This window comes from Halobacteriovorax sp. RZ-2 (genome assembly GCF_043196685.1).
Taxonomy (GTDB): Bacteria; Bdellovibrionota; Bacteriovoracia; order Bacteriovoracales; family Bacteriovoracaceae; genus Halobacteriovorax_A.
The window spans coordinates 261,367-286,126 of sequence record NZ_JBEBMR010000002.1; the positions used below are offsets into that span (position 1 = coordinate 261,367).

Here is a 24,760-nt window from a genome sequence, read left to right on the forward strand (position 1 = left end):
AATTATCTTATTCTTCTACTTCTTCTCTATCTGCTTTCGTAGCGAAGACTTTCTTACCTTTCCAATAACCAGATGGAGAGATACATCCTTTCTTCGTTAGTTCACCAGTTGTTGAATCAGCTACAACTACATTGTTCGCGTAAAGCTTGTGTGTTTGTCCAGCTCTTCTTAGGCCTTTTCTTGAAACACTTGTCTTCTTCTTAGGTACTGCCATTTTCTACTCCGTTATATTCAACTTCAATTTTTAACTACAATTATGAGCTTACTTTATTACCTTACTCACTTCATTATTACAAGCCTAAAAGTTAGGCCAAATTAATTGCTATGTCCGCAACTGTCTGTATTTAGGTCGACTCCACAAGTTTGGCAAAGACCTTTGCAATCTGCGTCATGAACTGGGTAGTGATTTATGGCCAAAAAGCAGTTTTCAGCTACTGCTTCTCTCAAATCTGCCTTACCTCTGTCATGAAAAAACATATCGGCCGTTTCATCTGAAATATAAATTTCGTCGATTTCTTCATACTCTGGGTCGTCTTCATATCTCTTATTAATGAAAGCACATGTAAATTCAGTTTCAAACTCTTGTGGAGTGTCTAGTAAACAGCGAACACAAGTTGCTGTATAGGCTCCAGAAGCTTTTCCTTTTACAATAAGGTGCTCTCCAAAAGTATAGTCACGAGCATTCTTTAGTTGAAGCTCAACATTTAAGTGCTCAAAGCCTTCAGGCTTAACTTCCGGATCGAAGTCCTTTGTGATGCCATCAAGAATTGATTTTACCCATTCATTATTCTTATCAGTTAGTTGGTAAGTTTCAAACTCGTCACCAACACGAGAGATAAGAATCGTTGAGTCTTTCAAGAATGTATTATCTTTATTTACGATTTGCATTTTATCCTCTGTCATTTGAACTCTCTGTTTATATTGCGAAGGGCCAAAAGGCAAGAAAATTAGGACATTATGAACGTAATCGTGTACTTTTTTACTTATGAGAATCTTTCTAACGGGCTTTTCTGGAGCCGGCAAAACAACATTTGGTGAGAAATTATCTAAGGATGATCAATTTCAAGTATTTGACTTAGATGAGGAAATCTTTAATCGCATGGGGACTGGGTATGACTCACTAGCTGAGTATATCCAAGACATTGGAATCGATGAATTTCGCAAAGACGAAATTGATATGATTAAGCTTCTTCACCAGAATATGAAAGATGACTACCTTATCTCACTAGGGGCCGGTGCACTTGATGAGCAAGATGTTGTTGATTTTATCTCTGAAATTGGCGGAAAACTTGTTTATATTCAAAGTACTTTTGAAGAGTGCTGGGAGAGGCTTAAAAAAGATGGTAATCGCCCATTGGCAAAGAATGGTATGGATTTCATGAAGGATCTTTATGAAAAACGAATTCCACGCTATGAAAAAAGTGATCTATTTCTAACTCAGGCCCAAATTCAAGAAATAAATACAGTAGAAGAGCTCTTAAAATTGCTATAAGCCTTGTATTTTGATACGATTTTAGACGATGTTATGTCCTTAGAAGGAGTTTTTGCGCCATGACAATGATTAGTCCAAAAGTAGCCATTCTTTCTTCAATGATTGAAGATTGTAAGGGATTTTCTAAAATCTTTAAAAATATTAATATTCTTATCGATTCATTTGATGATGCTAATGCATTTCTAATATCTCATATTCAAAGAGAATATGACTTAGTTTTAGTGCGCGCTCAAGATGTGGACTATGAAGGCCAATCTCTATTTGATCGCCCAGAGCTAAAGAAAGTTCAAAGGGTGTTCATCGTAGCCTCAAATTCTGACCTTAAGTCTGTTGCAAAAATTGAAAGTCTTGGCTCAATTTTTACAGAACTCGATCTGCTTGTTCAGGTTCGTGGTGTTCTCGATCAATACAATCGCAAAACAGCACTAATGAGACAGGTGAGTCAATTTGAAACTTTCCACGATAAGTATCGTCATAAGCAAGAAGCATTAGTTGCTAGTCTTGAAAGTGAAAGAACAAAGACTCTATACGGAAAGGACTTTTTTGAAGTTTGTGATTCGATAAACTTTAATAAGGATAATAGTGACTTTAAATCATTAGTTGCAAATGTATTTGAACCACAAGAATTCGTAACAAGCATTACTGTCTTTGATCTTAATCGTAAAACAAATAAATTATGTGCTGTTAAGTACGATGGGATGAAAAATATTAATGTCCCAGATATCTGGCTAGGTCATATTAAACTAAACGGTGTTAATGAGAATGGAATGAATATGGTTAAGAATATTGTTTCTAACCTTGTTCATAATCCTGTTGTCACTCTTGCAATGTCTGCTAACGCTGAAGATATTACAACTGTTGTCGCACTTGAAGTGGACCGCGATTATTTATTTAATTTTAACTGGCAAGTGGTGGAGTCTCTGTTAAGTGGCGTTTATTCTCAACTCGTGAATGCAAATACTCACTCGGCAGCAGTCGCAAGTGCTCAAGGGCCATTTGAGCTATTAGGGCAAATTTCTCAAACAACTCATGGGAGAAACTTAATTGCAGTCGATACGTCTGAAATTACAGACCTTCTAGAATTAAGATCTGACTTTGATTTTGATTGGGAAACATTTTGGCGCGATATGAAGATTAACTTATCGCAGGTAACTAATTTATCAAATATTTATAATATCTCTTTTGAATCAATTATTTTAGATGTTGAAAATGACTTCTTTGATGAGAGCTTTGCGGCAACGAAGGATCTTTGTAAGAATATCCGTTTAGCAAAGTATTTCTCAGGTAAAGATAAGAGTTTAATTCTTTCAATGTCTTTAAATGTTTTTGAAGTTCCATATTCTCAATACTCAATGGTAACAACTGCAAGGAAATTGAAAACTAAGAGATCGTTTCAAGAAAGCACGTTATGAGAATAAAAAGTTGCATGGAGATTAACGTCTCAAATCTTGCAAGTAACTATCAACTACTAAAAGAAATTTGTCCAAGTAATGAGGCCCTTTTTATGGTTAAGGCAAATGCCTATGGCCACGGAATGGTTCCTATCGTTAAATTTGCATACTTTGAATTGGGAATAAAAGAATTTGGTTGTGCTAGTATTGGTGAAGCCTTAAGGCTTCGTGAAGAAATACCAAACGGAGAGTTTGAAGTTTACGTCTTCTCTGACGTGAATCTCGATCTTCAAGAAGCAGCTGATATATATCTCAATAACCGCATCATTCCAGTTTTATCTAATGAATCAAACTTGAAGTACTTCTTAGAGCAGGAAGACTTTAGATACTTTCCACTGTGTTTAAAATTTAACACGGGAATGAATCGTCTTGGTTTAAGGCTTGATCGAGTTGATGAAGTGGTTAAACTAATTAAAGCATCCGGAAGAAAAAGTATTTATCATTTAATGTCTCACTTCTCGAGTTCAAGTTTATCAATGATAAAGAATAAGAGAAATCTTGCGCAGAAGGAAAATTGGCGAGAATTAAAATCTCAATTAACTGCCGCAGGAATTGAAATCGATAAGTCCTCACTAGCAAACTCTGGTGCAATCGAGCAGAAAGTAGGTCTAGAAGAAACTCATGTAAGACCAGGGCTTATGATGTATGGGCCAACTTCACTTCTTCCTCAATATAGTCATTTAAGCTGTTGGCAAGGAAAGTTAATTTCAAGGCTCGAAACAACTTTTATTAATAGCTTTAAAGTTGATCGTGGAACCCCAATAGGCTATGGAGCAACTCCATGTCCAACGGATGGGGTCGTCGGAATATTTGCCCTCGGTTATGGTGATGGGTTCTCAACTCGTTATCAAAATGTTCACCTAAGACACGGTAGTGAAGTCGGCCAGATTGTGGGACGAGTGAATATGGATATGGGACAAATTTTGTTTAATAATCAAGACCTCGAAATAAAAAATGGGGAGAGGTTTGTGGTTTGGGATCAGGAAGGTGAGAACTTCTCTAATATTTGCCTTGAGTCTAAGACAATTCCTTATGAAGTGTTCATTCACTTAACAGAAAGAATTCCCAAAATTTATCGACAGTAAGTAGCAGTTTCACTCTTTTTCCTTTAAAATTTCAGTAATGAATTATTTACTTAGAAGTTTTGTAATCTTTAATGAAAACTTAGGTCGCATCTTTATTAAAAATATAGCGGGCCTTGGTACGATAATGAATTTTATCGTTAGCTTTTTCTATTGGGCAACAAGAAGGCCTTATCGCTTTAAATTATTTTTTGAGCAGATGGACTTCATTGGCAATAAAAGTTTATTCATTATTTTCTTGGCCGGATCATTTACAGGAATGGTTATGGCCTATCAGACCTATTTCGGTTTCAAGTTAATTAATGTTGATTCATTAGTTGGACCGGTTGTTGCTATTACTTTAGCAAAAGAGCTTGCACCTGTTTTAACAGGGCTCATCGTTGCAGGACGTGCTGGAGCCGCAATGGCCGCACAGATTGGAACGATGAAGGTAACAGAACAAATTGATGCTCTTGAGGTTATGGGAATTAGTAGTGTTCAATTTCTTGCGGTTCCAAGAATCGTTGCAGGAACACTTTCTCTTCCGCTTCTTTCGATTTTCTTTTTACTCGTTGGAAATATTGGTTCTTATATCGTCGGAACAATTGCGCTAAAAATTGATGATGCAATTTATCTCTCAAAGCTTGGTCAGTTCATGTATGTCTCAGACATTTTCCAAGGAGTTATTAAAGCAACTGTATTTGGTTTTGTTATTTCTGTTATTGGAACATACTTTGGCTTCTCTGTTACGAAAGGGGCCCAAGGTGTAGGTAAGGGAACAAACTTAGCTGTTGTTTGGGGAATGATCTCCGTACTCGTTCTTGACTATTTCTTAACGAGCTTTTTAGTGCAGGTGATGTAAAATGTTACACTTTAAAGATTCGTCAGTAAAAATATCTAACTTAACTAAGACTTTTGGAAAGCATACAGTTTTAAATGATCTTAGCTTTGATATTGAAAGAGGAAGTATTACAACAATTCTGGGATTCTCAGGAGCTGGTAAGTCGACTCTTTTAAAACATATCCTAGGACTCCATCATCCAACTTCTGGAAAGATTGAAGTTTTAGGTAAAGACCTTTCTCTCTTAGAAGAAGATGAGCTCAGAAAGTTTCGCCAAAATTACGGAATGCTTTTTCAATATGCGGCCTTATTTGATTCTAAGACTACTTATGAAAATGTAGCCTTTCCATTAGAAGAGTTCACAAAAATGAGTCCTAAGGAAATTGAAGAGAAGGTATTTGGTTTACTTAAATCAGTGGGCCTTCAAGAAATTTCATTTGATAAATTACCAAGTGAGCTTTCAGGTGGGATGAGGAAAAGGGTAGGTCTTGCAAGAGCACTTGCCTTGAGTCCACAAGTAATGCTCTATGATGAACCAACTACTGGTCTGGATCCAATTACGACAAAAATGGTCAACGACTTAATCGTCGATACAAGCCATAAACATAAAGATATAGGATTAACGTCAATTATTATTTCTCACGATGTAAAAGCAACGCTGGAAATTTCCGACTACGTTGCCTTCCTAAATCGTGGTAATATTGTTGAGTACTTACCTGCAAAAGAGTTTAGAAATTCAAAGCACCCACTCGTGCAAGAGTTTATTAATCTGTAAGTACTAAGCCTAGGGAAGAGGGTTAAAATGAATGAATTTAAAGTAGGGCTGATGGCCCTAACTGCCATGATAGCAGTTGTTGTCATGTCACTTGTTGTAACTTCAAATCAATCGGGATTTGGAACATATAATGAGTACTACACAACAGTTAGCGATGCATCTGGTATTTTTCCAAAAACACCAATTAAGGTTGCCGGTATTAATGCCGGTCGTATCAAGGATATCCGCCTTATTGGAAATAAAGCAGAAATTACTTTTGAAGTTCTTTCAAGAGTAGGGATTACAAGAGGATCAAAGCTTAAGATTCGTTCTGTTGGTTTCCTTGGTGATAAGTATCTAGAGATTTATATTGAAAACTCAAAAGAAATACTTCCAGATGGTTCAGAGATTATTGCAGAAGAAAAAGCGGGGATTGAAACTCTCTTAAAAGATGCAACTGAAGTTATGCATGATGTGAAGACTCTTGTTGGTAGTATCAAAGAGTCATTTGTTCCTGAAGGTGGCGAGCCGGCCATGAAGAAGATCATTCGCGATGTTCAACTTACTCTAGAAAATACTCGTGAGATGACGGCCAAGCTAAATGATATCGTTGGACGCAATAATGAAAAAATTCAAAATATTGTTAATAACTTAGAAGCCTTCTCTGATCAGATTGCTTTTCAAACAGATGCTAATGAGCCAGAAAGTGCTGTAGCAGACGTGAAGGAAATCTTAAAGAAAACAGATCGCATGATGGCCGACCTCCAAGATCTTGTAAGAGATATTAAAGATGGAAAGGGGACTGTTGGTAAGCTCTTAGTTGAAGAAGAGATTGCTGATGAAGTTAAAACAACTCTAGCAAGTGTTCAAAAAGTTATTGGACGTGTTGATAGTATCCGCACTCAATTCTCTGTTTACACTGGTGCAAATACAGGGACAGGGCAAACTGACACAACTGCTGAACTTAGAATCTTTCCTTCACCTGGTCGCTTCTACTTACTTGGTGTAACAACGGCTGAGTTTGGGCCAGAGAGAAGAAAAGTTACGGAAACAACAGTTGGTGGAACAACAACTACCGTTGATGAGAAGAAGAGAAAGTATAATGATGTTCTTCTTAACCTTCAGCTTGGACGTCGAATTGATAATTGGACGTTCCGTGGTGGTCTAATTGAATCTTATGGTGGATTTGCTGTGGATTATAATTTTGATGATTATGGTCTGGTATCGACACTAGAAGTTTTTGATTATCGTGAAGATGTAGGGCCAAATATTCGTGTTGGTCTAGATTTACAACTTTGGAACGTACTTTATGGTAAAATCGAAGGTGAGGATTTAATTAATGACCCACATGCGGTTTACAGTCTTGGGCTAAAGTTTAATGACGAGGACTTAAAAGGATTCATAGGAATTTTTCTATAGGATGTAGTAAATAGATGATGATGGACAATAGAAATTGGCTAATTCGCACAAAATCAAATAAGATTCTTGGCCCACTTTCGAAACAAAAAGTTATCGAATTTGTTCAAGACGGAACACTTACAGACGAAGATGAAATCTGTAGTGGGAATGGTTATTGGTTTTGGATTAAAGAAGACGACTTATTGAATCGTTACTTATTTGGCGAAGAAGAGCAGAATTTCAATCCAGTTTCTGAAGCAAAGACGAAAGTGGCCTCTAGTGTAACAAAGCTAGTAAAGACCACTGGTATCGTTGATAAAATGAAAGACTCAGAAGAGGTAATTCCAGCGACTCCTTCAACTCCAGAAGTTGAAACTTCTGCGAGTGGAATAATTTCAATTAATACAAATGAAGATGGTGAAGAGATTGTATTACCTGAAGATGGTGATCTCGATTTTCCTGAGCCAATTGATTATAGCAATAACACTCTTCCACAGCATGACGTTCCTGCAGCTCCTGCAAGCACAAGTCCTCTAAAGGATATGGACACTGGCGTAAGTATGTCAGAGGTCGCCCAGGCCATGAATGTTGAAGAGGAAGAAGAAATTGTTCTACCAAGTGATGATGATCTCGATTTTCCTGATATTGGTAGCACTCAATCTACAATTTCTCTTGTTAAAGAAGAGGCTTCAACTGGTAGCCAAATTGATCTTTTAGTAGCGGAAGCTGAAGCAGAGGCCAGTGCGCAGAAAGATTCTGAAGTTAAGTCGGACCTTGATGATATTGCTGAAGATGCTAGACTTGCTCTTGAGAGCGAAAAACTGGCCGAACTACCTAAGTCAGCACCCGTTTTAAATGAAGAAGAGGACGATATACAGCCAATGAAGGCCGTTGAAATGCCTCGACCTAAGAAAAAGAAAACTAAGAAAAAATCAGGTAAATCCAAAAAGAAGAAAAGAAAAAGTGACTATAGCTTCGTTTATGTGGCCATTGGTGTTCTTATTATTTTACTTTTCTTTATCTCAAAATTTTATTCGAAATTAGTAGGGAAAGACCTTTTCTCTCAGATGCAATTCAAGATGCCAACAACAACAGTTTTGGCACAAGAGTTTCAAGCAGATAAAAAAAAAAGATATTTTTAAACTACGTTAATATTTCTTACAACTTATCTTTGAGTGGTGTTGAATATAAACCGGAGTTTGTAAAATCACCGCCAGCTAATTGTTCAAATATCTCAAAGTTTGAATTTAATTTAATCTATGCCTTTACAACATCTGGTCAGTCTTCAAATCAGTGGATTGAGTTTCAGGCCAAATGTCAGGAGTTATTCTATTCTGATATTATTATGCAGAATAAGAGCGAGGTCCGCTCAATTAAGCAGGTCGAAGAGTTAGAAAAGGCCCTCAAAATTAAATTTAATAGCAAGAATATTGCTCATCAAAAGTTTTTAAAAAAATTAGAAAGAAGTAATTTTCATCAGCTTGTGCTAGAGATTGTAATAGCGTCTTCTCTTAATAAGGGAGAGTGGCTCACTGGAGTCATCATTGACCTCCTAAAGAGGAATATTGAACTTTACCCTGTATGGATCAATGATAATATTCCAAAGCAGGTCAGAGCTCGTTATGAGGCCGCTCTGATGAGAGTGTTTGATATTGTAAATAGCTCAAGTATAGATGAAGTTTATAAATTAATGCTTTTTAAAAAATTTACTCATATCTCGACAGGAGATAGTCGATTAAAGTTAACACAGCTTCTTAATCAAACATTTGGATCTGCTCTGGAGTTTGATCTATCAAGTTATAAATTTGGAATTAAGCTCGCTCCATTTTGGGTTCAAGAGCTTGACGACTTTAAGATGAAGCAGAAACTTGTTGAGCGTTATTTTAATACACCAGCTATGCAAGGCTTCGATGATTATGGGATTATTCTTTTTGAATATAATATTCCCAATATTGGTAAGAAGAGAGATGATTTAATTAATAAAGTCGCAACTTCATATAAGTCCTATAATTTTGAGAAGATGATGGCGTTAATGGTGGGACTAAGAAATCCTGTTTTTAAAAGAGAGCTTGTTAAGAAAGATTCATTTTTTGAAAGGCCAATATTTAGCATTGAAAGAACATATTTGGCCAATAGGCTAAGTGAAAAAAATAGTAGCTGGATTGCGTTTCATTTACTATATCTAGGTCAAAGGGACGAAAATATAATTAAGAATATAATGGTCGATCTATGAAAAATATCTTTATCTATCCCACTGATACAGTATGGGGAATTGGTGGAAACCCATTTGAAATTGAGACTTATGAGCTAATCGCTAAAATTAAGGGAACTTCAATAAATAAGCCCTTAAGTATCTTAACAAATGATATACAGAACCTAGTAGAAAGCTTTAGCGGATCTGAAAGCTTAGATGAATTATTTGACGAGCTTTTTAAGTATCAAATTACGGTAGGCATTCCTAAGGCCAGTTTGAAGATTAGTTTTCCATCAGGCCCATTTGATGAAACAAATTATATATGTTTTCGAGTAATTCAAAATGAAATAATAGATGAATGCATAAAGGATTTTCCCGGCTTTATTACTTCTACGAGTTTAAATCTAACTGGAGAAGATCCAATTAGTGATACTGATGAGGCAAATCTTTTTTGGCAAAAACATTGTCCCGAAACTAATTTCATTAGTTCAGAGTTTTTAGTTCCAAGTGGTAAATCTTCAACAATCGTATTTATCTCTGGCCTTAGTGCAAAGATTATTCGTGAAGGTGAGGATATTCAAAGTATTCTCGAAACTTTAGATAGGCATGGAATTAATTACTAATTATTCTCAACCTGAGTTTTATCGTTTTTCACGTGATTCAATTGAACTAGCAAATCTCGTCGTTAACTATTTTATTGAAAACTCTATTAGTCCTGGAAGAGTTGCAGACCTATGCTGTGGCAGTGGTGTTATCTCTCTTGAGATTATTCAAAAATTAATGGATGACCCTTCTCTCAAGGTGAGCTCTATTGATTTCTATGAACTACAAGAGGATTACAGAAAGCACCTTGAAAATAATATTGGCCAAGTAAGTGAATACTTTCCTAATACAGATTTCAATATCAATATTTGTAACATTCTAAAAAACTTAGAACAGTCTCAAGATCGATTTGATCTAATTGTAATGAATCCTCCATACTTTCATCACGCCAGTGGCCGTTCACCAAAAGATGAAAGAGCAAGAATTTGCCGAGAGTATAAAGATGGACAACTAAAGGGCCTTCTGAATAGAGGTGTTGAGCTTTTATCTGCTAATGGAAAATTCTTCTTTGTTTGCCGTGAGGATAAAGACAGTATCAAAGTTATTGATGAGCTTTCACTTAAGTATCAAGTTGAGAAGGTAAGTGAGGCCAGTTCCTTTTCAATCTATTTACTTCTTCGTTCGTAATTGAAAGTATAAAGACTTTAGCGATTCTTTAAGGTCCTTGTCACCAATATCTCTAAACTCATTCTCTGCTGCCTGCATAATGGCCTTGTATTCGGGCGATTGAGGGTGCAGTCTATTTTCAACTTCTTTCTTTACTTGCTCTTTCTTAACAACTGCAGACTTCTTCTTTGTGAAATATTGATTATCAACTTGGAAGAATACTTTTGTGATATGGCCTTTTGTTTGTGGCAGAACATTACCAATCGATTTGATAATTTCTGTTTCCATATATTTTAGTTGTTGAGCATAGACAGGGTGAGAAGTTAAAATTGTCAGTGACTTGTGCTTAAGCTTTAGTGGAATTGTAAATTGTGAAAGCCTCGGACCAACAATTTTATCCCATGAATTTGAAAGATCGAGGAAGTCAAAAAGATCCACACTTCCAAGTCCTTTTTTCTTTGGAGCATAGTTCTTGTAACGTGCTAATTGCCCGTCAGTATCAATATCTTTGAGGATGTCTTTGAGGTTTTTCACAGCATGCATCATATATTAAATAGGCTCTTACAGTCAAAGTAATAGACGATTCCATTAATCCTAGGCATATTAGTAATATGAAGTTTCTTATACTTATCAGCGTCGTTTTATTGAGCTCTTGTGCGGGGTATCGTTTTAGTGACTCAAGTAATCCGTTTGAGGCACAAGGTGTTCACAGTGTAACAGTTTTTGTTGTTAAGAATCACACGGGAATTACTGGCCTTTCGCAAATCTATACCGATCAAATCGTTGAAACATTATCTTCATTTAGTAACTTAAGAGTTCGTACCGGAAAGAATTATCGCAGTGATGCTATTTTACTTGCGGAAATTACAAGTAAGAAAATGGCCGGTAAGGAAGTAAGAGAGCAGGGTGATACCCTGATGAGTGATGATCAAAAGAATCAACTTGGTGGAAATAGGAATGCCTTCTATCTTTCAACGGAAGGTGCTTATAATTTTGAAGTTGAAGTTAGTGTCTTTAAAAAACCAAATTTTGAAGAAATTAAATTCTATGAATCATTTTATAAATTAGATCATTCTCAATTTCCACGTAGTATCTTCTCAAAGAAGTTCTCTATCAATAGTTCATATATCATTGAAAACACTGTTGGAGGAATCGATAGTTCTGCGCCTTTAAGAAGTGTTAAGAATAGGGGAACATTTAAAAAGTCTCTTGCAGATGATGCGAAGGACTTTGGAGAAGATTTTAGAGAGGTACTTCTTTATGCCTTCTAAAAAGCAAAGCTTTGAACTTAGCGGAATTGATAAGATTGTTTCTATTTTGGAAGCTTTTGAAGGTGTCTACCACTTAAGTGTCCCAGATGAATTTACCTCAAAAATTATTTGTGACAGTTTGGCCAAGAAAGCAAAAAAACTTTGGCCGCATGAGTTTAGTCTCGACTTTATTGAGCAAGAGCTTTTAGCTGGAGGTGGTTTATTTGGCCCTTCTGGCCCATTCATCATTATTGATGCTCAAGATATTAAGGCAAATGCATTCGAAACTTTTAATAATAATCGCCATTTAATTAATGAGTCGATTATTTTTATAACGAAGGGAAGGCTTCCAAAAGGTTTTCCAAAAGATGACTTAACTGCACTTTCCTTAAGTGCTCCAAAGCCGTGGCACTTTGGCCAATACCTCGATGTATTCGCAAAGTACTTTGGTTTTCAAATCTCACCGCAAATTAAAAACTTTATCGAGAAGTCGGTTCCAGATAATGCCAGTGACTATTTCAATTGTTGTCATATTCTTTCTCACCATGTTGATGAAAGGGGAGCAATCTCTCTTGAAAAGGCGAAGTCATTAATTAAGGTTAAGAAGTTAGACTTCTTTGATCAGGCCGATTTATTCAATCAATCAAATCTTAAAAGGTTTTATTTAAACCTACTTCTAATTGAAGATGATTTTGGACTCTACCTCGATTTCTTCCGTTCTTTTCAGGGACACGTGAATAAAGTTATTGATCCTTCGTATTTGGCAGCTAAGAAGTCGCCAAGCAAGTACGATAGAGGAATTCAACTTGCTGCTCGCAAGTGGGACTTTAACGAATTGATCGATTTTCAGCAAAAGATGATTAACTTTGAGATTATGGCCAAGTCTAAGGACTTTTGGCTAAGAGACTGTCTAAGAAGAGAATACTTAGGTCTTTAGAAATATAAGAATTTATTAAGAATATTGAAAAATGAGCACAAACACAAAAAGCGGAGAAGTCTCTCCGCTTTTTATATATTCAAACTTTCGTAAAAGATTAAAGTTTGTTGATTTGGCTAGCTAGTCTAGACGTTTTTCTACCAGCAGCGTTACCTTTGATAACACCGTGCTTAGAAAGACGAGAAAGAAGCTTTTGTGCAGTTACTAGAAGAGATGATGCTTCTTCTTTTTTACCTGCTTCAATAGCGTTTCTTACGTTCTTAACAGCTGATTTAACAGCAGTTTTTCTTGCAGTATTTCTTTCGTTTCTAACAATTGATTGTCTAGATCTTTTCTTTGCAGATTTGTGGTTTGCCACAATCGACTCCTACGTTTAACTTGTTCAACATCTAATTAATAAGCCCCTTTTTATAATCTGCCAAGGGCCCTTTTGCAAGGGAAAAGTTAAATTTACACGATAAGTCACTATAATTTATTGTATGCACTGGGTGGTCCATAGGACCAAATAAGGCCCTATTTACCAGTAATTTAATGGACGATCCCTTATAAATTAGGTACTTTCAATGCCAATACAAAGGAGACACAATGATTAAACAAATTGCCGTTATTGGAGCAGGGCAAATGGGGCGTGGGATTGCTCAAGTTGCCGCCATGAATGACTATAAAGTTTTTATGTATGATATCTCGGCCGAGGGCCTTGAGTTCGGTTACAACTTTATCAAAAAGCAATTAGACAAAGGTGTTACTAAAGGAAAGTGGGAGCAGTCATATGTTGAGACAACTCTTGCAAACCTAACAGCAACTTCGGATATGGCCGATCTTAAAGATTGCGACCTATTCATTGAAGCTGCAACTGAAAACAAAGAAATTAAATTTAAAATCTTTAAGCAATTAGATGAGATTGCAAAACCGGAAGCGATTCTTGCTTCGAATACTTCTTCAATTTCAATTACTGAAATTGCTGCTGCAACTTCTCGCCCAGCGAAAGTAGCAGGAATGCACTTTATGAATCCAGTTCCAGTAATGAAGCTTGTTGAAACAATCACGGGACTTGAGACAAGTGCTGAAACAATTAATGCAGTAGAAGAAGCTGCAACTAAAATGGGAAAAACTGTTGTACGTGCAGACGATGTAGCAGGATTTGCTGTTAATAGAATTCTTATGCCAATGATTAACGAAGCTTTCTACACTTTATATGAAGGCGTGGCTGAAGCTAAGGGAATTGATGATGCCATGAAACTTGGTTGTAACCAGCCAATGGGTCCACTAGAGTTAGCTGACTTTATTGGTCTTGATACTTGTTTAGCAATTATGGAAGTTCTTCACGATGGCCTAGGAGATACTAAGTACCGTCCTTGTCCACTTCTAAAGAAATACGTAACAGCTGGCCGTTTTGGGCGTAAAGTTGGAAAGGGTGTTTATGAATACTAATTTCGAAACAATCGCATTTGAAAAAATGGGTGACTTTGGTGTTTTAAAAGTTAACCGTGAAAAGAAATATAATGCTCTTAACTCTCAAGTTCTTCACGAGCTAAAGGATTTCCTATCTTCACTAAGTGAAGGTCATGACCTTAAGGGGATGATTTTTACAGGTGCAGGTGAGAAGGCATTTATTGCTGGTGCAGATATTGCAGAAATGAGTGATATGAGTGTTGATGAAGGACATGACTTCTCAACTCTTGGTCAAGATGTAACGCTTCTATTTGAAGGTTTAAATATTCCAGTGATCGCTTGTGTAAATGGTTTTGCACTTGGTGGTGGTTGCGAGATGGCCATGGCATGTGACTTTATCTATGCAACAAATACTGCAGTATTTGGTCAGCCTGAAGTAAAGTTAGGTCTTGTTCCTGGTTTTGGTGGAACACAAAGACTTGCTAAGCTTATTGGTCGCAATCGTGCTAAAGAAATTATCTACACTGGACGTAATGTAGATATTAATGAAGCAAAAGAAATTGGTCTTGTTGTTCGCTCTTTTGAAACACAACAAGAAATGCTTGATGAGGCAATGAAAACTTTAGAAAGCATTGCTAAGAATTCACCAAATGCTATCGCAATTTCTAAACAAATTATGAATGAAGGTAATGACCTTACTATTGAACAAGGTCTAGATATTGAAGCTCGCCACTTTGGTGATATTTTCTCTTCTTACGATATGAAAGAAGGGAGTGCGGCTTTTGTTGAAAAAAGAAAACCTGTATTTAAAGGGGAATAATAAATGATGTTAAGTGACTACCAAGAACTTAGAGACCTCGTTTCTAAATTTGCAGACAGTGAAGTTGCACCACTTGCTGCTTCTATTGATAAGAATGAAAAGATTCCAACTGAGCTTGTTGGTAAGCTTGGTGAAAATGGTTTCCTAGGTTCATATGTTCCAGAAGAGTATGGTGGAGCAGGTATGGACTACGTTTCATATTCAATTATCGTTGAAGAGATCTCTCGCGCATGTGCTTCAACTGGTGTTTTAATTTCAGCTCACACATCTCTTTGTGTTTACCCGATTTTAAACTTTGGTAATGAAGAGCAAAAGAAAAAATATCTTCCAAAACTTGCTTCAGGTGAGCATATTGGTTGTTTCTGTCTATCTGAACCAAACGCTGGGACAGATGCAGGTTCATTAACAACTTATGCAGAAGATAAAGGTGATTACTATGAAATCACTGGAACTAAGAACTTTATTACAAATGGTAAAGAAGCAAATATTGCAGTTGTTTTTGCAAAAACTTCAAAGACAGATAACTACAAAGGAATCTCTGCATTCATCGTTGAGTGTGACTCGGAAGGTTTCGAAGTTATGAAATGTGAAGAAAAGCTTGGGATCAAAGGGTCTTCTACAGCTCAAATTGCATTCGACAAAGTAAGAGTTCCAAAAGAGAATTTACTTGGTGAATATGAAAAAGGTTTCAAAATTGCCATGAATACTCTTGATGGTGGACGTATTGGTATTGCTGCTCAAGCCCTAGGTATTGGTGAAGCTGCTTTCCGTTATGCTAAGCACTACTCAAATGAAAGAGTTCAGTTTGGAAAGCCTCTACATGCTCTTCAAGCAATTCAGTTTAAACTTGCTGATATGAGTACAAAACTTGCTGCATCTCGTCTTCTGATTTGGGAAGCATCTCGCAGAAAAGATAATGGTGAAGAATACTCACTACAATCAGCTCAAGCTAAGCTTTTTGCTGCTGAATCTGCAATGTGGATTACAACTCAAGCAATTCAAGTTTGTGGTGGTAATGGTTATACAAAAGAGTATCCGGTTGAGAGATTCTTCCGTGATGCTAAAATTACAGAAATTTATGAAGGGACTTCAGAGATTCAAAGAGTGGTTATCGCTGCTAATGAGCTTAAGAGCTTAAAGTAGATAGTTGTTCAATTGAAAGAGAAGTGATACGGTTTTAACTTGTTATGTTAAAGAAAATCTTGGAGAAAGTAGGCATGGCCAAAAAAACTACTAAGAAGAAAACAGCTAAAAAAGCTGCGAAGAAAGTTGCAAAAAAGACAACTAAGAAAACTACTAAAAAAGCAGCTCCAAAAGCAGCTCCAAAAACAGCTAAAAAGACTGCAAAAAAAGTAGCTAAGAAAGCAGCAAAGAAAGTTACGAAAAAGACAGCTAAAAAAGCTGCAAAGAAAGTAACTAAGAAAGCGGCCAAAAAAGTAGCCAAAAAAACAACTAAGAAAGCTGCCCCAAAAACAGCAAAGAAAGTAGCTAAGAAAGTTACAAAAAAGGCAGCTAAGAAAGTGACTAAGAAAGTAGCCAAGAAAACAACAAAAGCTGCAGCAAAGAAAGTAGCAAAGAAAGCGACTAAAGCACTTGCTAAGAAAGTTGCAAAGAAAACAACTAAAAAAGCTGCTGCAAAAACAACTGCTAAGAAAGCAACGACGAAACCAACTAAAGCAAAAGCTAAGAAGGAAGAGATTGTTGAAGAAGTAGTTGAAGTAGAAGAAGTTGTTGAGCTTCAGCCTGAACTTTTTGAAGAAGAAGTTGAAGAAGTCGAAGAGGTTGAGGAAAAAGTTGTTCCTGAAGAAGAGGAAGAAGAAGTTGTTATTAAAAAGACTCCACTTCCATCGACAGAAGAAGAGAAGGTAGAAGAAGTATTTAGACTTGCTGAAACTTTAGACTACTTCCTTGGTGATACAGACGAGTGTTTAGCAAAGGGATGTGATAACCCTGCAACAACAGCTGGTTTCTGTCGTCTTCACTATATTGGGTATTGGAAAGAGATCAAAAACAAAATCTCTATTCTTGAAGAGGGAATGCTTCAGAAATACGTAAAAGAGATTATTGGTAAATATCCTGTAAAAGTAATCGATGAGGTCTTAAAAGATCTTAGTGATGATAAGTCATTCGTTGATGTTCTTCGTGAGATGGATATCGAAGCGGATGAAAGCTTTGACGAAGTTGATGATATTGATGCAGAAGACGATCAAGATATCGCTTTCGAAACTAAGTCATCTGTTAAAGCTATTATGGATGAGGAGTAGCGTCATTGTTTGCCCACAGGCAAACTATTGGACGCTACGCCAGCTCCCCAATCTTTAGCTAAAAAATTATTTCAACAAGCCGGGTTCAAGCCCGGCTTTGTTGTCTCAGGAGCAATGGGAAAGATGTCGCAAAAAAAGCGACACTTTCACGAAGTGAAAGTTAGCAAACAATCTTTCTTACATGACCGAAACACGCGAGCTATGCTCTTTGTTTCTTGGGTCACATTCATCTCTGCTTCAAAACTGCCCTTTGGGGCACTTTTGCCGCAGGATGTGTCTCAGGAGAAAAAAACTTTGTACTTAGCGACACTTTAGCTTCGCTAAAGTTAGCAACAAAACTTCTCATATAACCAAAAGCGACATTTTTACGAAGTGAAAGTTAGCAACAATCCCCATTTAAATTGGAAGTAGGGTACAGCGCAGTGCTTACGTAAAAGTCTGCTGGAACCTAAACTACTCACCCTTAAATAAACTTAAAAGATAAGTGTTAATGTCACCAACATCAAGTGTGGCATCATCATTTGAAGATTCAGAATAATCCATACCAGTTGATGCAAACTTTTCATTAAGCTCATCAGCAGAGTAGCCAATTGAGCCTAGGTCAACTCCCATCTCTTGATACTTTTCACGATTTTCTTCTGACAGAATTGAGTTCTTCATTTCCATGGCAAGTGCACGAGTGTTTCGTTGAGTGTCTTCGTTCTCATCACCACTACGAATTTCAAGGTATGAAGAAACAATATTATTGAAGTGAACGAGCTTTGAGAAATTCTCCGCTCTCTTTTGCGTTTTTTCAGCAAGTGCTGCTATTGTCTCAAGGTCTTCGATTTCGCTAAATTCATCACCCTTTGTTGTATGCTTCTTTATTTCATCACTTAGTGACTGAAGGATAGCATCTTTCTTCGCTTCGTAGCGCTTGGCAATTTGATCCTTTACACCTTGTACTGTAGCAAGATTCTTTGCTTCATCTTCAGTGTAACCTTCTTCAATTAATAGCTTTGCAACTTCTTCTGGATTATCTTCGATATCCTTAAGTTTTTGTAGTGTGACTTCTTCTTGAACCTTAAGCTCTCCAAGTAAGGAGTATTGTTCTTCTCTATTTGACGAAAGGAATTTCTGACAAGCTTCGCCGTCAACAATTTTGCCGTCTTTGTAGCATTCTTCCATTGCTGCGATTTCTTCTTTTTGACCTTTGGCCATTGCTTCCATCGCATCCCCAGAAGAGATTGTTGTGAGAGCATCAATACTCTCGTCAGAGTTTTCTCTTGAGTCGTACATTTTTACGTTTGATAAACTGTCTGCTCCTTGCAGTTTTTCAAACTTCTTTGCGATTCCATCAGTTGTCGTAATACTCTGTCTTGCTAACTCAATATATTGAATAACATTACACGCTCTAGGGTATGAGTAGCGAACGAGGGAATCACACTTATCAACTTTTTCATCACTGTCTTTGCCTTTAACATGTTTGGCACATTCATTGACGATATCTGCACGAACGACCTTGCGCCCACCTTGAGCGTTACTTGGGTCGGGGCTGAAGACTTTGAATTCACCTCCGGCCGCACCTGCGTAGCAGACAGCATTAATATTTCCAATACAAGCTTCCCAATTACTGGCCGATTTAAGAACTTGTTTCTGCTCACCTGTGTTTGGGTCTGTTTTAACAACTGTTTGATTAAGGCCTGCAAGGTTTTCATTTTTGATTCTTTCTCTTTCTGCTTCATCTTCAGAGATAAGAGGGTAGCCATAGTTCTTTGATTCGATACAGTAGCTTGTGGCCGCTGAGATAATATTCTTACCTAATTGTGTTTTGTATAATTCAAAGAAAGTTTTCTGGCTGGCAATTTTATCAAACTTACCTTTTGTACTATCAAATTCCCCGTAGAGTGCCTTTTCTAGTTTTTCGATAAGAAATTGTTTTAAGGTTTCAAGTCCCTTAGATGTTCCTTTCGTTGTATCCATCGTTGTGCGGTAACGGCCAGAGCCTTTCTTACCACTTTGCTTTTCAACTAATTTATTGATTTGTTTAAGGGTTCCCTCATCGGCCTGAATTCTTCCCCAAAGACAATTACCAAGATCAACTCCACTAAAGGTGTTCTTTTCAGATTCCAATCGATAGCATTCAGAGTACATATCTTGAACGCCTGGTACACTCATGGCACTTTCAAACATTGGGTTTTGACTTGTTAGAACTTGAAGGTAGCGTGCCTCCGCATTGTCGTTGCTATTTTTGGCAACGGCACTAAGGCTTAAGCTAGTAAGAATAAATAGGGTTTTTAACCTCATAACCATATTATACTACTCGGTTATTTAGGCAGATAACTTTAATTCAATTTGATTTAATTTAATGTGATTTTAGTGGTTTAGGAGGAGGTGAGAGGAGAGGTTGTTGCAAAGAAATTGAGGACTTAACCGTCCTCACCAATTGCTTCAACTGGGCATGCCTCAAGAGCTGACATACATTCTTCAAGTTCTGCATCGTTTGAAGGTTGAAGTTTTACGAAGGCGTGTCCTTCATCGTCATTCATTTCAAAGAAGCGAGGGGCCTCCATAACGCAAGCATCACAGGCGATGCATTGGTCATCAACATAGAATTTTCCATCTACATTTTGATCAAATTTTGCGCTTTTGTCGGCCATCTCACTTCTCCAAATTATTTAAAATTACTGTGGTAATTGTGCGTATTTATTTTGCTTGAAAGTATATTCTTTACCTAACTTATCTAGCAGAGTTTTTAGAGTTTGTTGAGCACTAATATTAGTAAGTGAATTTACATCATAACCCTTTGAATCTGTTGACTTAGCAGGTGTCGTTGCAACAATTGTTGTTTGTGTTGCATCTTCAAAAGTAAATAGACCTGAGTCTTTTGTGAAAACTTCAGCAACTTGTTTTTCATCAAGTTCACCTGTTGGCCCGGCACCTTCAAGTTTATTGATATTGATTTCTTTAATACCAAGTCCGTACTTCTTTTCAAGTGCACTTAGTGCTTTTGAGTTTGAAGCAGCTTTTTGTACTTCTGTGATTGCTTTCTTCATTAGAGGAGCAACATCTTTTTCTTTTTGAAGAATTTCTTTTGCAATATCTTTTTGGTGATCCGCTAGTTTTGCTGTAACAGCTTCTTTGCGATCTTCAGCGTAGATAATGTGGTAACCATAAGAAGTTTTAACTGGCTGAGAGATTTCACCTTTCTTAAGTGTGAAAGTTGCTTTTTCAAACTCTGGAACCATTTGACCACGCTTAACCCAGTTAAGGTCTCCACCGTTGGCCTTTCCTTGTGGCTCTTGCGTGTACTTCTTTGCAAGTGCTACGAAGTTCTTCTTATTAACTTCTTTTCTAATTTTATTTGCTTTTTTTAGTGCATCTGCTTCATTACCATTTTCAAAAGTAATTAAGATATGTCTTGTTTTTACTTCTTCTTGTTGGCTTAGTAGTGGAAGTTTGTCTTTAAATAGAGACTCAACTTTTGCCTTGTTAGCTTCTTCTTTTAAGAACTCAGTGATATCTGAAGAAGAGATTGTTACAAGCTTTCTAACGTTTGCATTTTTGATTGTGATAATCTTTGCATTTCTCTTTTCATTATATAATTTGTTCAGTTCTTCAGTAAGTGCCTTTGAAACAGGTACATGTTGAACAATATTTTGAAGTTTTCTTTGTGCAATTCTTTCTTTTGTTTCTTCTTCATAATTTTCTGGAGTGAATTTATTGTATGAAAGAAGAGTCTTGTACTTATTGATGTCAAATTGCTTATTAGTTTGAAAGTATGAAGTATTTTTAATGTCGTTAATCACTTCATCTTTTGAAACAAGAACACCAAGGTCTTCAGCAAGAACAACTCTTAGTTTTTGGAATACTAAATTTCTGATCGCGTTGTCGTAAACTTTGTACTGGCTCATTTGTTGAGAAGTAAGAGGTTGTCCTCCACCAATAAACTTAGAATAAAAATCTGATTGTCTTTGAACTTCCATATTGAAGTCACGTACCTTGATATCATGACCGGCAACACTACCAATTGAGTCTGGTGTACCTGTGTTGAAGAAAGGGCCTGAAACCATGAATGAAATAACGATAATTCCGATGAAAAGAGTCAGGAATATCTGCGATGATTTTTTCTGAAAATTAGATGACATTTTACCACTCCATGTAATTTTAATTTTCGATATTATCACTTAAATATGCTACTCCGTAAAGAATATTGGCAGTTTAAATAATCCTGTGTACTCTTTTAATATAAAAAAAAATAGCAACTTAGGATTAGAATGAAGCTAATTGCATCGGAAGGATCTCGAACCAAATTAATCATTAACCTAGTTGTCCTATCACTTGCATTTTACGGCGTGTCAAAGCGTAAGGCCCCTTATAAAGAAGCCTCTATTTTTGAAAATGTTATGATGGACACCTTGGCCCCTCTTCAAAGAGGTATTTCAAATGCATACAAGAATGTTGCATCATTCTTTGAAGACTATATGCTCAATGTTAATGCGTCGAAAGAAAATGTCTCTCTTAAAGAACAAATTGGTTCTCTTAAGCAAGAGGTCTTTGCGTTAAAGCAATTAGAGCAAGAAAATCAACGTCTGCGTCAAATCTTAAATTTTGGTAAAAAAATCAAACACGAGATGATTTCTGCCCAAGTCGTTGCGTGGGATTCATCAAGTGACTTCAGAGTTATTCGTATCGATAAAGGTTTTAAAGATGGGATCAAGTTGCAATCAACAGTTGTCACTTCTGATGGGATTGTTGGTTACGTTTATCGTCTCACAGATCACTTTGCAGATATTTTAACAATTCTTGATCCAAGTAACCGCGTTGATGTCATTGTAAATCGCACACGCTCATACGGTATCTTAGAAGGGTATTCTGGTTGGCGAACTGTGATGAAATATGTGGTTCGTACAGACCCTGTTCGTCTAAATGATTTAGTTATTACTTCCGGTCTTGGAAATATTTATCCGCGCGGAATTCCGGTAGGGATTATCACAAAGATTGAAAGAGAGAGTTATGGGATTACTCAACACCTTGAGGTAACTCCTACTGTCGACTTTTCAAAACTAGAAGAAGTTGCTGTTCTTGTACCTTCTGAGGATCAAGATAAGAAGCGAGTGGAGTGGGAAGCTCTAGAGAATAATGCCCAACAAGGAGATGGGAGATGATTAAGTCTTCAGATATCCCAATTCGATTACTGATTACTGTATTAATCCTTATTGTATTAGAAGTTCTGGCCAGTGCGTTCTTACCGCTATTTGGCCTTAACAAATATATGATTCCATTTAATGTACTTCTTGTTCTGTATATTGGTTTTAAATTAGAGACTCCATACCTTGCAATTATCATTTTAATTCTTCAGTTAACACACTCTCTATTCTCTATTGAGGGATGGGAGTATGGAACGATTTCAGGAATTCTGATTTGTATTGTTATTGGTTACTTAAGAGACCTGCTACATTTTACAAGTAGCTTTATTACAATGCTTACAGTTTTTCTCTTCCAAGTACTTTGGTTTTTAATTAGTTCATCATTACTTTACTTAAAGTTTGATAGCTTCGATTATATTGTACAGAAATTTTGGCGCTTTATTCCTGAGAGTATTATCTTATCTTTATTAGCTCCAATTTTCTTCTCACTACTTGATAAGGTATGGAGAACGAAGAGTGAAGGCCTCATGGGGAATAATGTCTAATGTTTGCTGAAGAAGAAGTAGTTCGGTCCCATAAGACTAGGGCCGACATTCTATTTACATTAATCACACTTGCATTCGCGGTTATTTTAATACGTTTATGGTACTTACAGATTTACCAAGGTGATCTTCTGTATCAATATTCAATTCAAAACCGACTAAGAAAAGAAACGGTTAAGGCCCCTAGGGGAATGATTTTTTCTCGTAATAATCAACTACTAGTTGATAACGTTCCTCGCTTCGACTTAGTTATCATTCCTCAATATCTTGATAATAGAAAAGAGACGATTAAAAAGCTTTCTAAGATTCTTGATATGAGTGAGAAAGAAATTCATTCGACTTTAAAAAAGTATCGTGGACAAGCGCGCTATCGTCCTGTTCGTATTAAGAAGAATATCTCTAATAAAGAAGTTGCAATTATTGAGACTGAAAACGAAAAGCTTCCAGGTGTTCAGGTTGAAACATTTATTTCACGTGAATATCGAGACAAGGAAGTAGGCTCTCACTTATTAGGGTATATTGGTGAGATTTCTCAAAACCAGCTTCCACGCTATCGCAAAAGAGATAATATCGACTATAAGCTTGGAGACTTTATCGGACAAGCTGGTGTTGAGGAAAGATTTGATCGCGATCTACGTGGAGAAGATGGTTATCAAATTATGGAAGTTGATGCCAGAGGACGTATGCGTCGCTCAATTGGTACAAGTAATATTCTTGCCGGAATTGAAAATAAAAAGGCGACGCCTGGAAATAACTTAAGGCTGACTATTGATCGTGATATGCAGAAGACGGCCTATAAGTCTCTTGAGGGGAAAGTTGGTGGAGTTGTGGCCGTGGACGTTAGAAATGGTGAAGTTCTTACGATGGTTTCACGTCCTTCTTTCGATCCAGGGCAATTCTCAAAAGGTCTAACTTCAGAGTATTGGAACTCTCTCATTAATAATCCTGATCGTCCTCTTCGCGATCGTACGATTCAAGATCACTATGCACCAGGTTCAACATTTAAAGTCTTTACAGCAATTGCTGCTTTAGAAGAAGGCATTATTAAGGCCAAAGATGAAGTTATGTGTGGCCCTCGCTTTCGCCTAGGCCGTCGTACATATAATGACTGGAAAAGATCAGGTCACGGAATTACTGACTTATATAAATCTTTAAGAAGATCTGTAGACGTTTATTATTATAAGATTGCGGTTGAGCTTGATATTGATATTCTTGCAAAATACTCGAGAATGTTTGGCCTTGGTGAAAAAACTGGAATTGCTCTCCCTAGAGAAACAACGGGATTAATTCCAACTCGTGAGTGGAAAGAAAAACGTTTCGGAGAGAAGTGGCAAGACGGTGAAACTGTAAGTTGTGTAATCGGTCAGTCTTATATGTTAACGACACCTCTTCAGTTAGCTGTTTCTTATGCGGCCATTGCTAATGGTGGGAAAGTCTATAAACCACAAATCGTAAGAGAAGTTTTTAATAATAAAGGTGATATTATTAAAAGCTTTAAAGAAGACCTTGTTCAAACGGCCAAAGTAAGTGAACAAACTCTAATTGATGTAAGGCAAGGACTTTATGAAGTTGCTAACCATCCAAGAGGTACCGGTTGGTGGGTAAGAGGTACTGGAGTTAAGATGGCCGGTAAGTCTGGAACGTCACAAGTTATTTCAATGAGTACAACTGAGCTTTTCTCTCGATGTGCTGATAAGCCATATAATCAAAGACACCACGGTTTATTTGTTGCCTTTGCTCCTTATGAGAATCCACGTGTTGCAGTTGCGGCCGTTGTTGAACACGGTTGTTCAGGTTCAGGTGCTGCAGGGCCAATTGTTCGTAATGTCCTGACAACATATATGAAAAAGTATATGCCAGATCTTCATAAGATTTACGCTAAGGAAGATCGTAAGATTATGTCTGACTTCTTTGCTGATAGAAGAAAGAAGAGACAAGAAGCTGAAAGGCTAAAAGCTGAAAAAGAAAAAAAGAATGAAGAGTCTGACGGCGATGATGAAGGTCAAACGGAAGATTAAAAAGTGAG

At 36.9% G+C, this 24,760-nt stretch carries 27 protein-coding genes; 20 read left to right on the forward strand and 7 right to left on the reverse strand.

Features of this window, described 5'->3' with window-relative positions:
- Positions 1-7: 7 nt before the first annotated feature.
- Together rpmF and ABMA78_RS07315 are read right to left on the reverse strand one after the other, a co-directional pair.
- A complete protein-coding gene (gene rpmF / locus ABMA78_RS07310) occupies positions 8-214 on the reverse strand; it encodes a 50S ribosomal protein L32 (protein ID WP_103217831.1) in 207 nt (68 codons plus the stop codon).
- A 101-nt stretch (positions 215-315) separates the two neighbouring features.
- On the reverse strand, positions 316-903 hold the full coding sequence (locus ABMA78_RS07315) for a YceD family protein (protein ID WP_392858499.1): 588 nt from the start codon (positions 901-903) through the stop codon (positions 316-318).
- Between the two features lie 82 nt (positions 904-985).
- Here ABMA78_RS07315 and ABMA78_RS07320 point away from each other — a divergent pair, with 82 nt between their 5' ends.
- The 10 genes from ABMA78_RS07320 to ABMA78_RS07365 are packed head-to-tail and all read left to right on the forward strand — an operon-like array spanning position 986 to position 10,421.
- Complete coding sequence (locus tag ABMA78_RS07320; RefSeq protein ID WP_392858501.1) at positions 986-1,492, forward strand: shikimate kinase; 507 nt, start codon at positions 986-988, stop codon at positions 1,490-1,492.
- A 59-nt stretch (positions 1,493-1,551) separates the two neighbouring features.
- Positions 1,552-2,904 (forward strand): hypothetical protein, encoded by a 1,353-nt coding sequence (locus ABMA78_RS07325; RefSeq protein ID WP_392858503.1) that lies wholly within the window; start codon positions 1,552-1,554, stop codon positions 2,902-2,904.
- The gene (gene alr, locus ABMA78_RS07330; protein WP_392858505.1) at positions 2,901-4,028 is read left to right on the forward strand and encodes an alanine racemase; all 1,128 of its coding nucleotides are present in this window, start codon (positions 2,901-2,903) and stop codon (positions 4,026-4,028) included. Before ABMA78_RS07325 ends, alr begins: the two co-directional genes overlap by 4 nt.
- 37 nt (positions 4,029-4,065) lie before the next feature.
- Positions 4,066-4,866, forward strand: coding sequence for an MlaE family ABC transporter permease (locus ABMA78_RS07335; protein WP_392858507.1), 801 nt, complete (start codon positions 4,066-4,068; stop codon positions 4,864-4,866).
- A gap of 1 nt (position 4,867) precedes the next feature.
- Positions 4,868-5,620 carry an ABC transporter ATP-binding protein gene (locus ABMA78_RS07340; RefSeq protein ID WP_392858509.1) on the forward strand — a complete coding sequence of 251 codons (753 nt, stop codon included), beginning with the start codon at positions 4,868-4,870 and terminating at the stop codon, positions 5,618-5,620.
- Positions 5,621-5,647: 27 nt separating this feature from the next.
- A complete protein-coding gene (locus tag ABMA78_RS07345; RefSeq protein ID WP_392858510.1) occupies positions 5,648-7,018 on the forward strand; it encodes an MlaD family protein in 1,371 nt (456 codons plus the stop codon).
- A 14-nt stretch (positions 7,019-7,032) separates the two neighbouring features.
- Positions 7,033-8,139 carry a hypothetical protein gene (locus tag ABMA78_RS07350; protein ID WP_392858511.1) on the forward strand — a complete coding sequence of 369 codons (1,107 nt, stop codon included), beginning with the start codon at positions 7,033-7,035 and terminating at the stop codon, positions 8,137-8,139.
- Between the two features lie 29 nt (positions 8,140-8,168).
- Positions 8,169-9,230, forward strand: a complete 1,062-nt coding sequence (locus tag ABMA78_RS07355; RefSeq protein ID WP_392858514.1) for a hypothetical protein — start codon at positions 8,169-8,171, stop codon at positions 9,228-9,230.
- Complete coding sequence (locus ABMA78_RS07360) at positions 9,227-9,814, forward strand: L-threonylcarbamoyladenylate synthase (RefSeq protein WP_392858517.1); 588 nt, start codon at positions 9,227-9,229, stop codon at positions 9,812-9,814. Before ABMA78_RS07355 ends, ABMA78_RS07360 begins: the two co-directional genes overlap by 4 nt.
- Positions 9,798-10,421 (forward strand): methyltransferase, encoded by a 624-nt coding sequence (locus ABMA78_RS07365; protein WP_392858519.1) that lies wholly within the window; start codon positions 9,798-9,800, stop codon positions 10,419-10,421. Before ABMA78_RS07360 ends, ABMA78_RS07365 begins: the two co-directional genes overlap by 17 nt.
- Here the strand turns inward: ABMA78_RS07365 and ABMA78_RS07370 are convergent.
- Positions 10,404-10,934, reverse strand: coding sequence for a DUF721 domain-containing protein (locus ABMA78_RS07370; RefSeq protein ID WP_198011897.1), 531 nt, complete (start codon positions 10,932-10,934; stop codon positions 10,404-10,406). The genes ABMA78_RS07365 and ABMA78_RS07370 overlap by 18 nt on opposite strands.
- 77 nt (positions 10,935-11,011) lie before the next feature.
- On the opposite strand from ABMA78_RS07370, the gene ABMA78_RS07375 reads away from it, so the two are divergent.
- Both ABMA78_RS07375 and ABMA78_RS07380 read left to right on the forward strand, forming a co-directional pair.
- The gene (locus ABMA78_RS07375) at positions 11,012-11,671 is read left to right on the forward strand and encodes a hypothetical protein (protein WP_392858522.1); all 660 of its coding nucleotides are present in this window, start codon (positions 11,012-11,014) and stop codon (positions 11,669-11,671) included.
- A complete protein-coding gene (locus ABMA78_RS07380) occupies positions 11,631-12,587 on the forward strand; it encodes a hypothetical protein (protein ID WP_392858525.1) in 957 nt (318 codons plus the stop codon). The genes ABMA78_RS07375 and ABMA78_RS07380 overlap by 41 nt, the downstream gene beginning before the upstream one ends.
- A 97-nt stretch (positions 12,588-12,684) precedes the next feature.
- Here the strand turns inward: ABMA78_RS07380 and rpsT are convergent, their stop codons facing one another.
- Entirely contained in the window at positions 12,685-12,945 is a 261-nt protein-coding gene (gene rpsT, locus ABMA78_RS07385) for a 30S ribosomal protein S20 (RefSeq protein WP_021268462.1), read from the reverse strand.
- 227 nt (positions 12,946-13,172) lie between these two features.
- Here rpsT and ABMA78_RS07390 point away from each other — a divergent pair, with 227 nt between their 5' ends.
- The 5 genes from ABMA78_RS07390 to ABMA78_RS07410 all read left to right on the forward strand — a co-directional run bounded on the left by ABMA78_RS07390 (position 13,173) and on the right by ABMA78_RS07410 (position 17,378).
- Positions 13,173-14,018 carry a 3-hydroxybutyryl-CoA dehydrogenase gene (locus ABMA78_RS07390; protein WP_392858526.1) on the forward strand — a complete coding sequence of 282 codons (846 nt, stop codon included), beginning with the start codon at positions 13,173-13,175 and terminating at the stop codon, positions 14,016-14,018.
- Complete coding sequence (locus tag ABMA78_RS07395; protein WP_392858528.1) at positions 14,008-14,799, forward strand: enoyl-CoA hydratase-related protein; 792 nt, start codon at positions 14,008-14,010, stop codon at positions 14,797-14,799. The genes ABMA78_RS07390 and ABMA78_RS07395 overlap by 11 nt, the downstream gene beginning before the upstream one ends.
- 3 nt (positions 14,800-14,802) lie before the next feature.
- Positions 14,803-15,942, forward strand: coding sequence for an acyl-CoA dehydrogenase (locus ABMA78_RS07400; RefSeq protein ID WP_392858529.1), 1,140 nt, complete (start codon positions 14,803-14,805; stop codon positions 15,940-15,942).
- A gap of 74 nt (positions 15,943-16,016) precedes the next feature.
- Positions 16,017-17,063, forward strand: coding sequence for a hypothetical protein (locus ABMA78_RS07405; protein WP_392858531.1), 1,047 nt, complete (start codon positions 16,017-16,019; stop codon positions 17,061-17,063).
- Positions 17,064-17,090: 27 nt separating this feature from the next.
- Positions 17,091-17,378, forward strand: coding sequence for a hypothetical protein (locus tag ABMA78_RS07410; RefSeq protein WP_392858533.1), 288 nt, complete (start codon positions 17,091-17,093; stop codon positions 17,376-17,378).
- 138 nt (positions 17,379-17,516) lie between these two features.
- Here the strand turns inward: ABMA78_RS07410 and ABMA78_RS07415 are convergent, their stop codons facing one another.
- The 3 genes from ABMA78_RS07415 to ABMA78_RS07425 form a co-directional block, all read right to left on the reverse strand.
- Entirely contained in the window at positions 17,517-19,349 is a 1,833-nt protein-coding gene (locus ABMA78_RS07415) for a hypothetical protein (protein ID WP_392858534.1), read from the reverse strand.
- A 122-nt stretch (positions 19,350-19,471) separates the two neighbouring features.
- A complete protein-coding gene (locus ABMA78_RS07420) occupies positions 19,472-19,702 on the reverse strand; it encodes a ferredoxin (protein WP_021268351.1) in 231 nt (76 codons plus the stop codon).
- A 24-nt stretch (positions 19,703-19,726) separates the two neighbouring features.
- Entirely contained in the window at positions 19,727-21,190 is a 1,464-nt protein-coding gene (locus ABMA78_RS07425; RefSeq protein WP_392858537.1) for a SurA N-terminal domain-containing protein, read from the reverse strand.
- A gap of 129 nt (positions 21,191-21,319) precedes the next feature.
- On the opposite strand from ABMA78_RS07425, the gene mreC reads away from it, so the two are divergent.
- Genes mreC through mrdA form a run of 3 tightly spaced genes read left to right on the forward strand, consistent with a single transcriptional unit; the run spans position 21,320 to position 24,752 of the window.
- Positions 21,320-22,210 carry a rod shape-determining protein MreC gene (mreC, locus tag ABMA78_RS07430; protein ID WP_392858539.1) on the forward strand — a complete coding sequence of 297 codons (891 nt, stop codon included), beginning with the start codon at positions 21,320-21,322 and terminating at the stop codon, positions 22,208-22,210.
- Positions 22,207-22,737 carry a hypothetical protein gene (locus ABMA78_RS07435; protein ID WP_021268664.1) on the forward strand — a complete coding sequence of 177 codons (531 nt, stop codon included), beginning with the start codon at positions 22,207-22,209 and terminating at the stop codon, positions 22,735-22,737. Before mreC ends, ABMA78_RS07435 begins: the two co-directional genes overlap by 4 nt.
- On the forward strand, positions 22,737-24,752 hold the full coding sequence (gene mrdA / locus ABMA78_RS07440) for a penicillin-binding protein 2 (RefSeq protein WP_392858541.1): 2,016 nt from the start codon (positions 22,737-22,739) through the stop codon (positions 24,750-24,752). The genes ABMA78_RS07435 and mrdA overlap by 1 nt, the downstream gene beginning before the upstream one ends.
- Positions 24,753-24,760 lie beyond the last annotated feature (8 nt).

What these genes read in the sequence shown, in the direction of transcription:
- ABMA78_RS07315 (WP_392858499.1), bottom strand. Translation starts at nt 903, where the DNA reads ATGACAGAGGATAAAATGCAAATCGTAAATAAAGATAATACATTCTTG.
- ABMA78_RS07365 (WP_392858519.1), top strand. Translation starts at nt 9,798, where the DNA reads ATGGAATTAATTACTAATTATTCTCAACCTGAGTTTTATCGTTTTTCA.
- mreC (WP_392858539.1), top strand. Translation starts at nt 21,320, where the DNA reads ATGAAGCTAATTGCATCGGAAGGATCTCGAACCAAATTAATCATTAAC.
- ABMA78_RS07345 (WP_392858510.1), top strand. Translation starts at nt 5,648, where the DNA reads ATGAATGAATTTAAAGTAGGGCTGATGGCCCTAACTGCCATGATAGCA.
- ABMA78_RS07405 (WP_392858531.1), top strand. Translation starts at nt 16,017, where the DNA reads ATGGCCAAAAAAACTACTAAGAAGAAAACAGCTAAAAAAGCTGCGAAG.
- ABMA78_RS07425 (WP_392858537.1), bottom strand. Translation starts at nt 21,190, where the DNA reads ATGTCATCTAATTTTCAGAAAAAATCATCGCAGATATTCCTGACTCTT.
- ABMA78_RS07360 (WP_392858517.1), top strand. Translation starts at nt 9,227, where the DNA reads ATGAAAAATATCTTTATCTATCCCACTGATACAGTATGGGGAATTGGT.
- ABMA78_RS07395 (WP_392858528.1), top strand. Translation starts at nt 14,008, where the DNA reads ATGAATACTAATTTCGAAACAATCGCATTTGAAAAAATGGGTGACTTT.
- ABMA78_RS07400 (WP_392858529.1), top strand. Translation starts at nt 14,803, where the DNA reads ATGATGTTAAGTGACTACCAAGAACTTAGAGACCTCGTTTCTAAATTT.
- ABMA78_RS07320 (WP_392858501.1), top strand. Translation starts at nt 986, where the DNA reads ATGAGAATCTTTCTAACGGGCTTTTCTGGAGCCGGCAAAACAACATTT.
- alr (WP_392858505.1), top strand. Translation starts at nt 2,901, where the DNA reads ATGAGAATAAAAAGTTGCATGGAGATTAACGTCTCAAATCTTGCAAGT.
- ABMA78_RS07325 (WP_392858503.1), top strand. Translation starts at nt 1,552, where the DNA reads ATGACAATGATTAGTCCAAAAGTAGCCATTCTTTCTTCAATGATTGAA.
- rpmF (WP_103217831.1), bottom strand. Translation starts at nt 214, where the DNA reads ATGGCAGTACCTAAGAAGAAGACAAGTGTTTCAAGAAAAGGCCTAAGA.
- mrdA (WP_392858541.1), top strand. Translation starts at nt 22,737, where the DNA reads ATGTTTGCTGAAGAAGAAGTAGTTCGGTCCCATAAGACTAGGGCCGAC.
- ABMA78_RS07350 (WP_392858511.1), top strand. Translation starts at nt 7,033, where the DNA reads ATGATGATGGACAATAGAAATTGGCTAATTCGCACAAAATCAAATAAG.
- ABMA78_RS07390 (WP_392858526.1), top strand. Translation starts at nt 13,173, where the DNA reads ATGATTAAACAAATTGCCGTTATTGGAGCAGGGCAAATGGGGCGTGGG.
- ABMA78_RS07415 (WP_392858534.1), bottom strand. Translation starts at nt 19,349, where the DNA reads ATGAGGTTAAAAACCCTATTTATTCTTACTAGCTTAAGCCTTAGTGCC.
- ABMA78_RS07420 (WP_021268351.1), bottom strand. Translation starts at nt 19,702, where the DNA reads ATGGCCGACAAAAGCGCAAAATTTGATCAAAATGTAGATGGAAAATTC.
- ABMA78_RS07335 (WP_392858507.1), top strand. Translation starts at nt 4,066, where the DNA reads ATGAATTATTTACTTAGAAGTTTTGTAATCTTTAATGAAAACTTAGGT.
- ABMA78_RS07375 (WP_392858522.1), top strand. Translation starts at nt 11,012, where the DNA reads ATGAAGTTTCTTATACTTATCAGCGTCGTTTTATTGAGCTCTTGTGCG.
- ABMA78_RS07340 (WP_392858509.1), top strand. Translation starts at nt 4,868, where the DNA reads ATGTTACACTTTAAAGATTCGTCAGTAAAAATATCTAACTTAACTAAG.
- ABMA78_RS07435 (WP_021268664.1), top strand. Translation starts at nt 22,207, where the DNA reads ATGATTAAGTCTTCAGATATCCCAATTCGATTACTGATTACTGTATTA.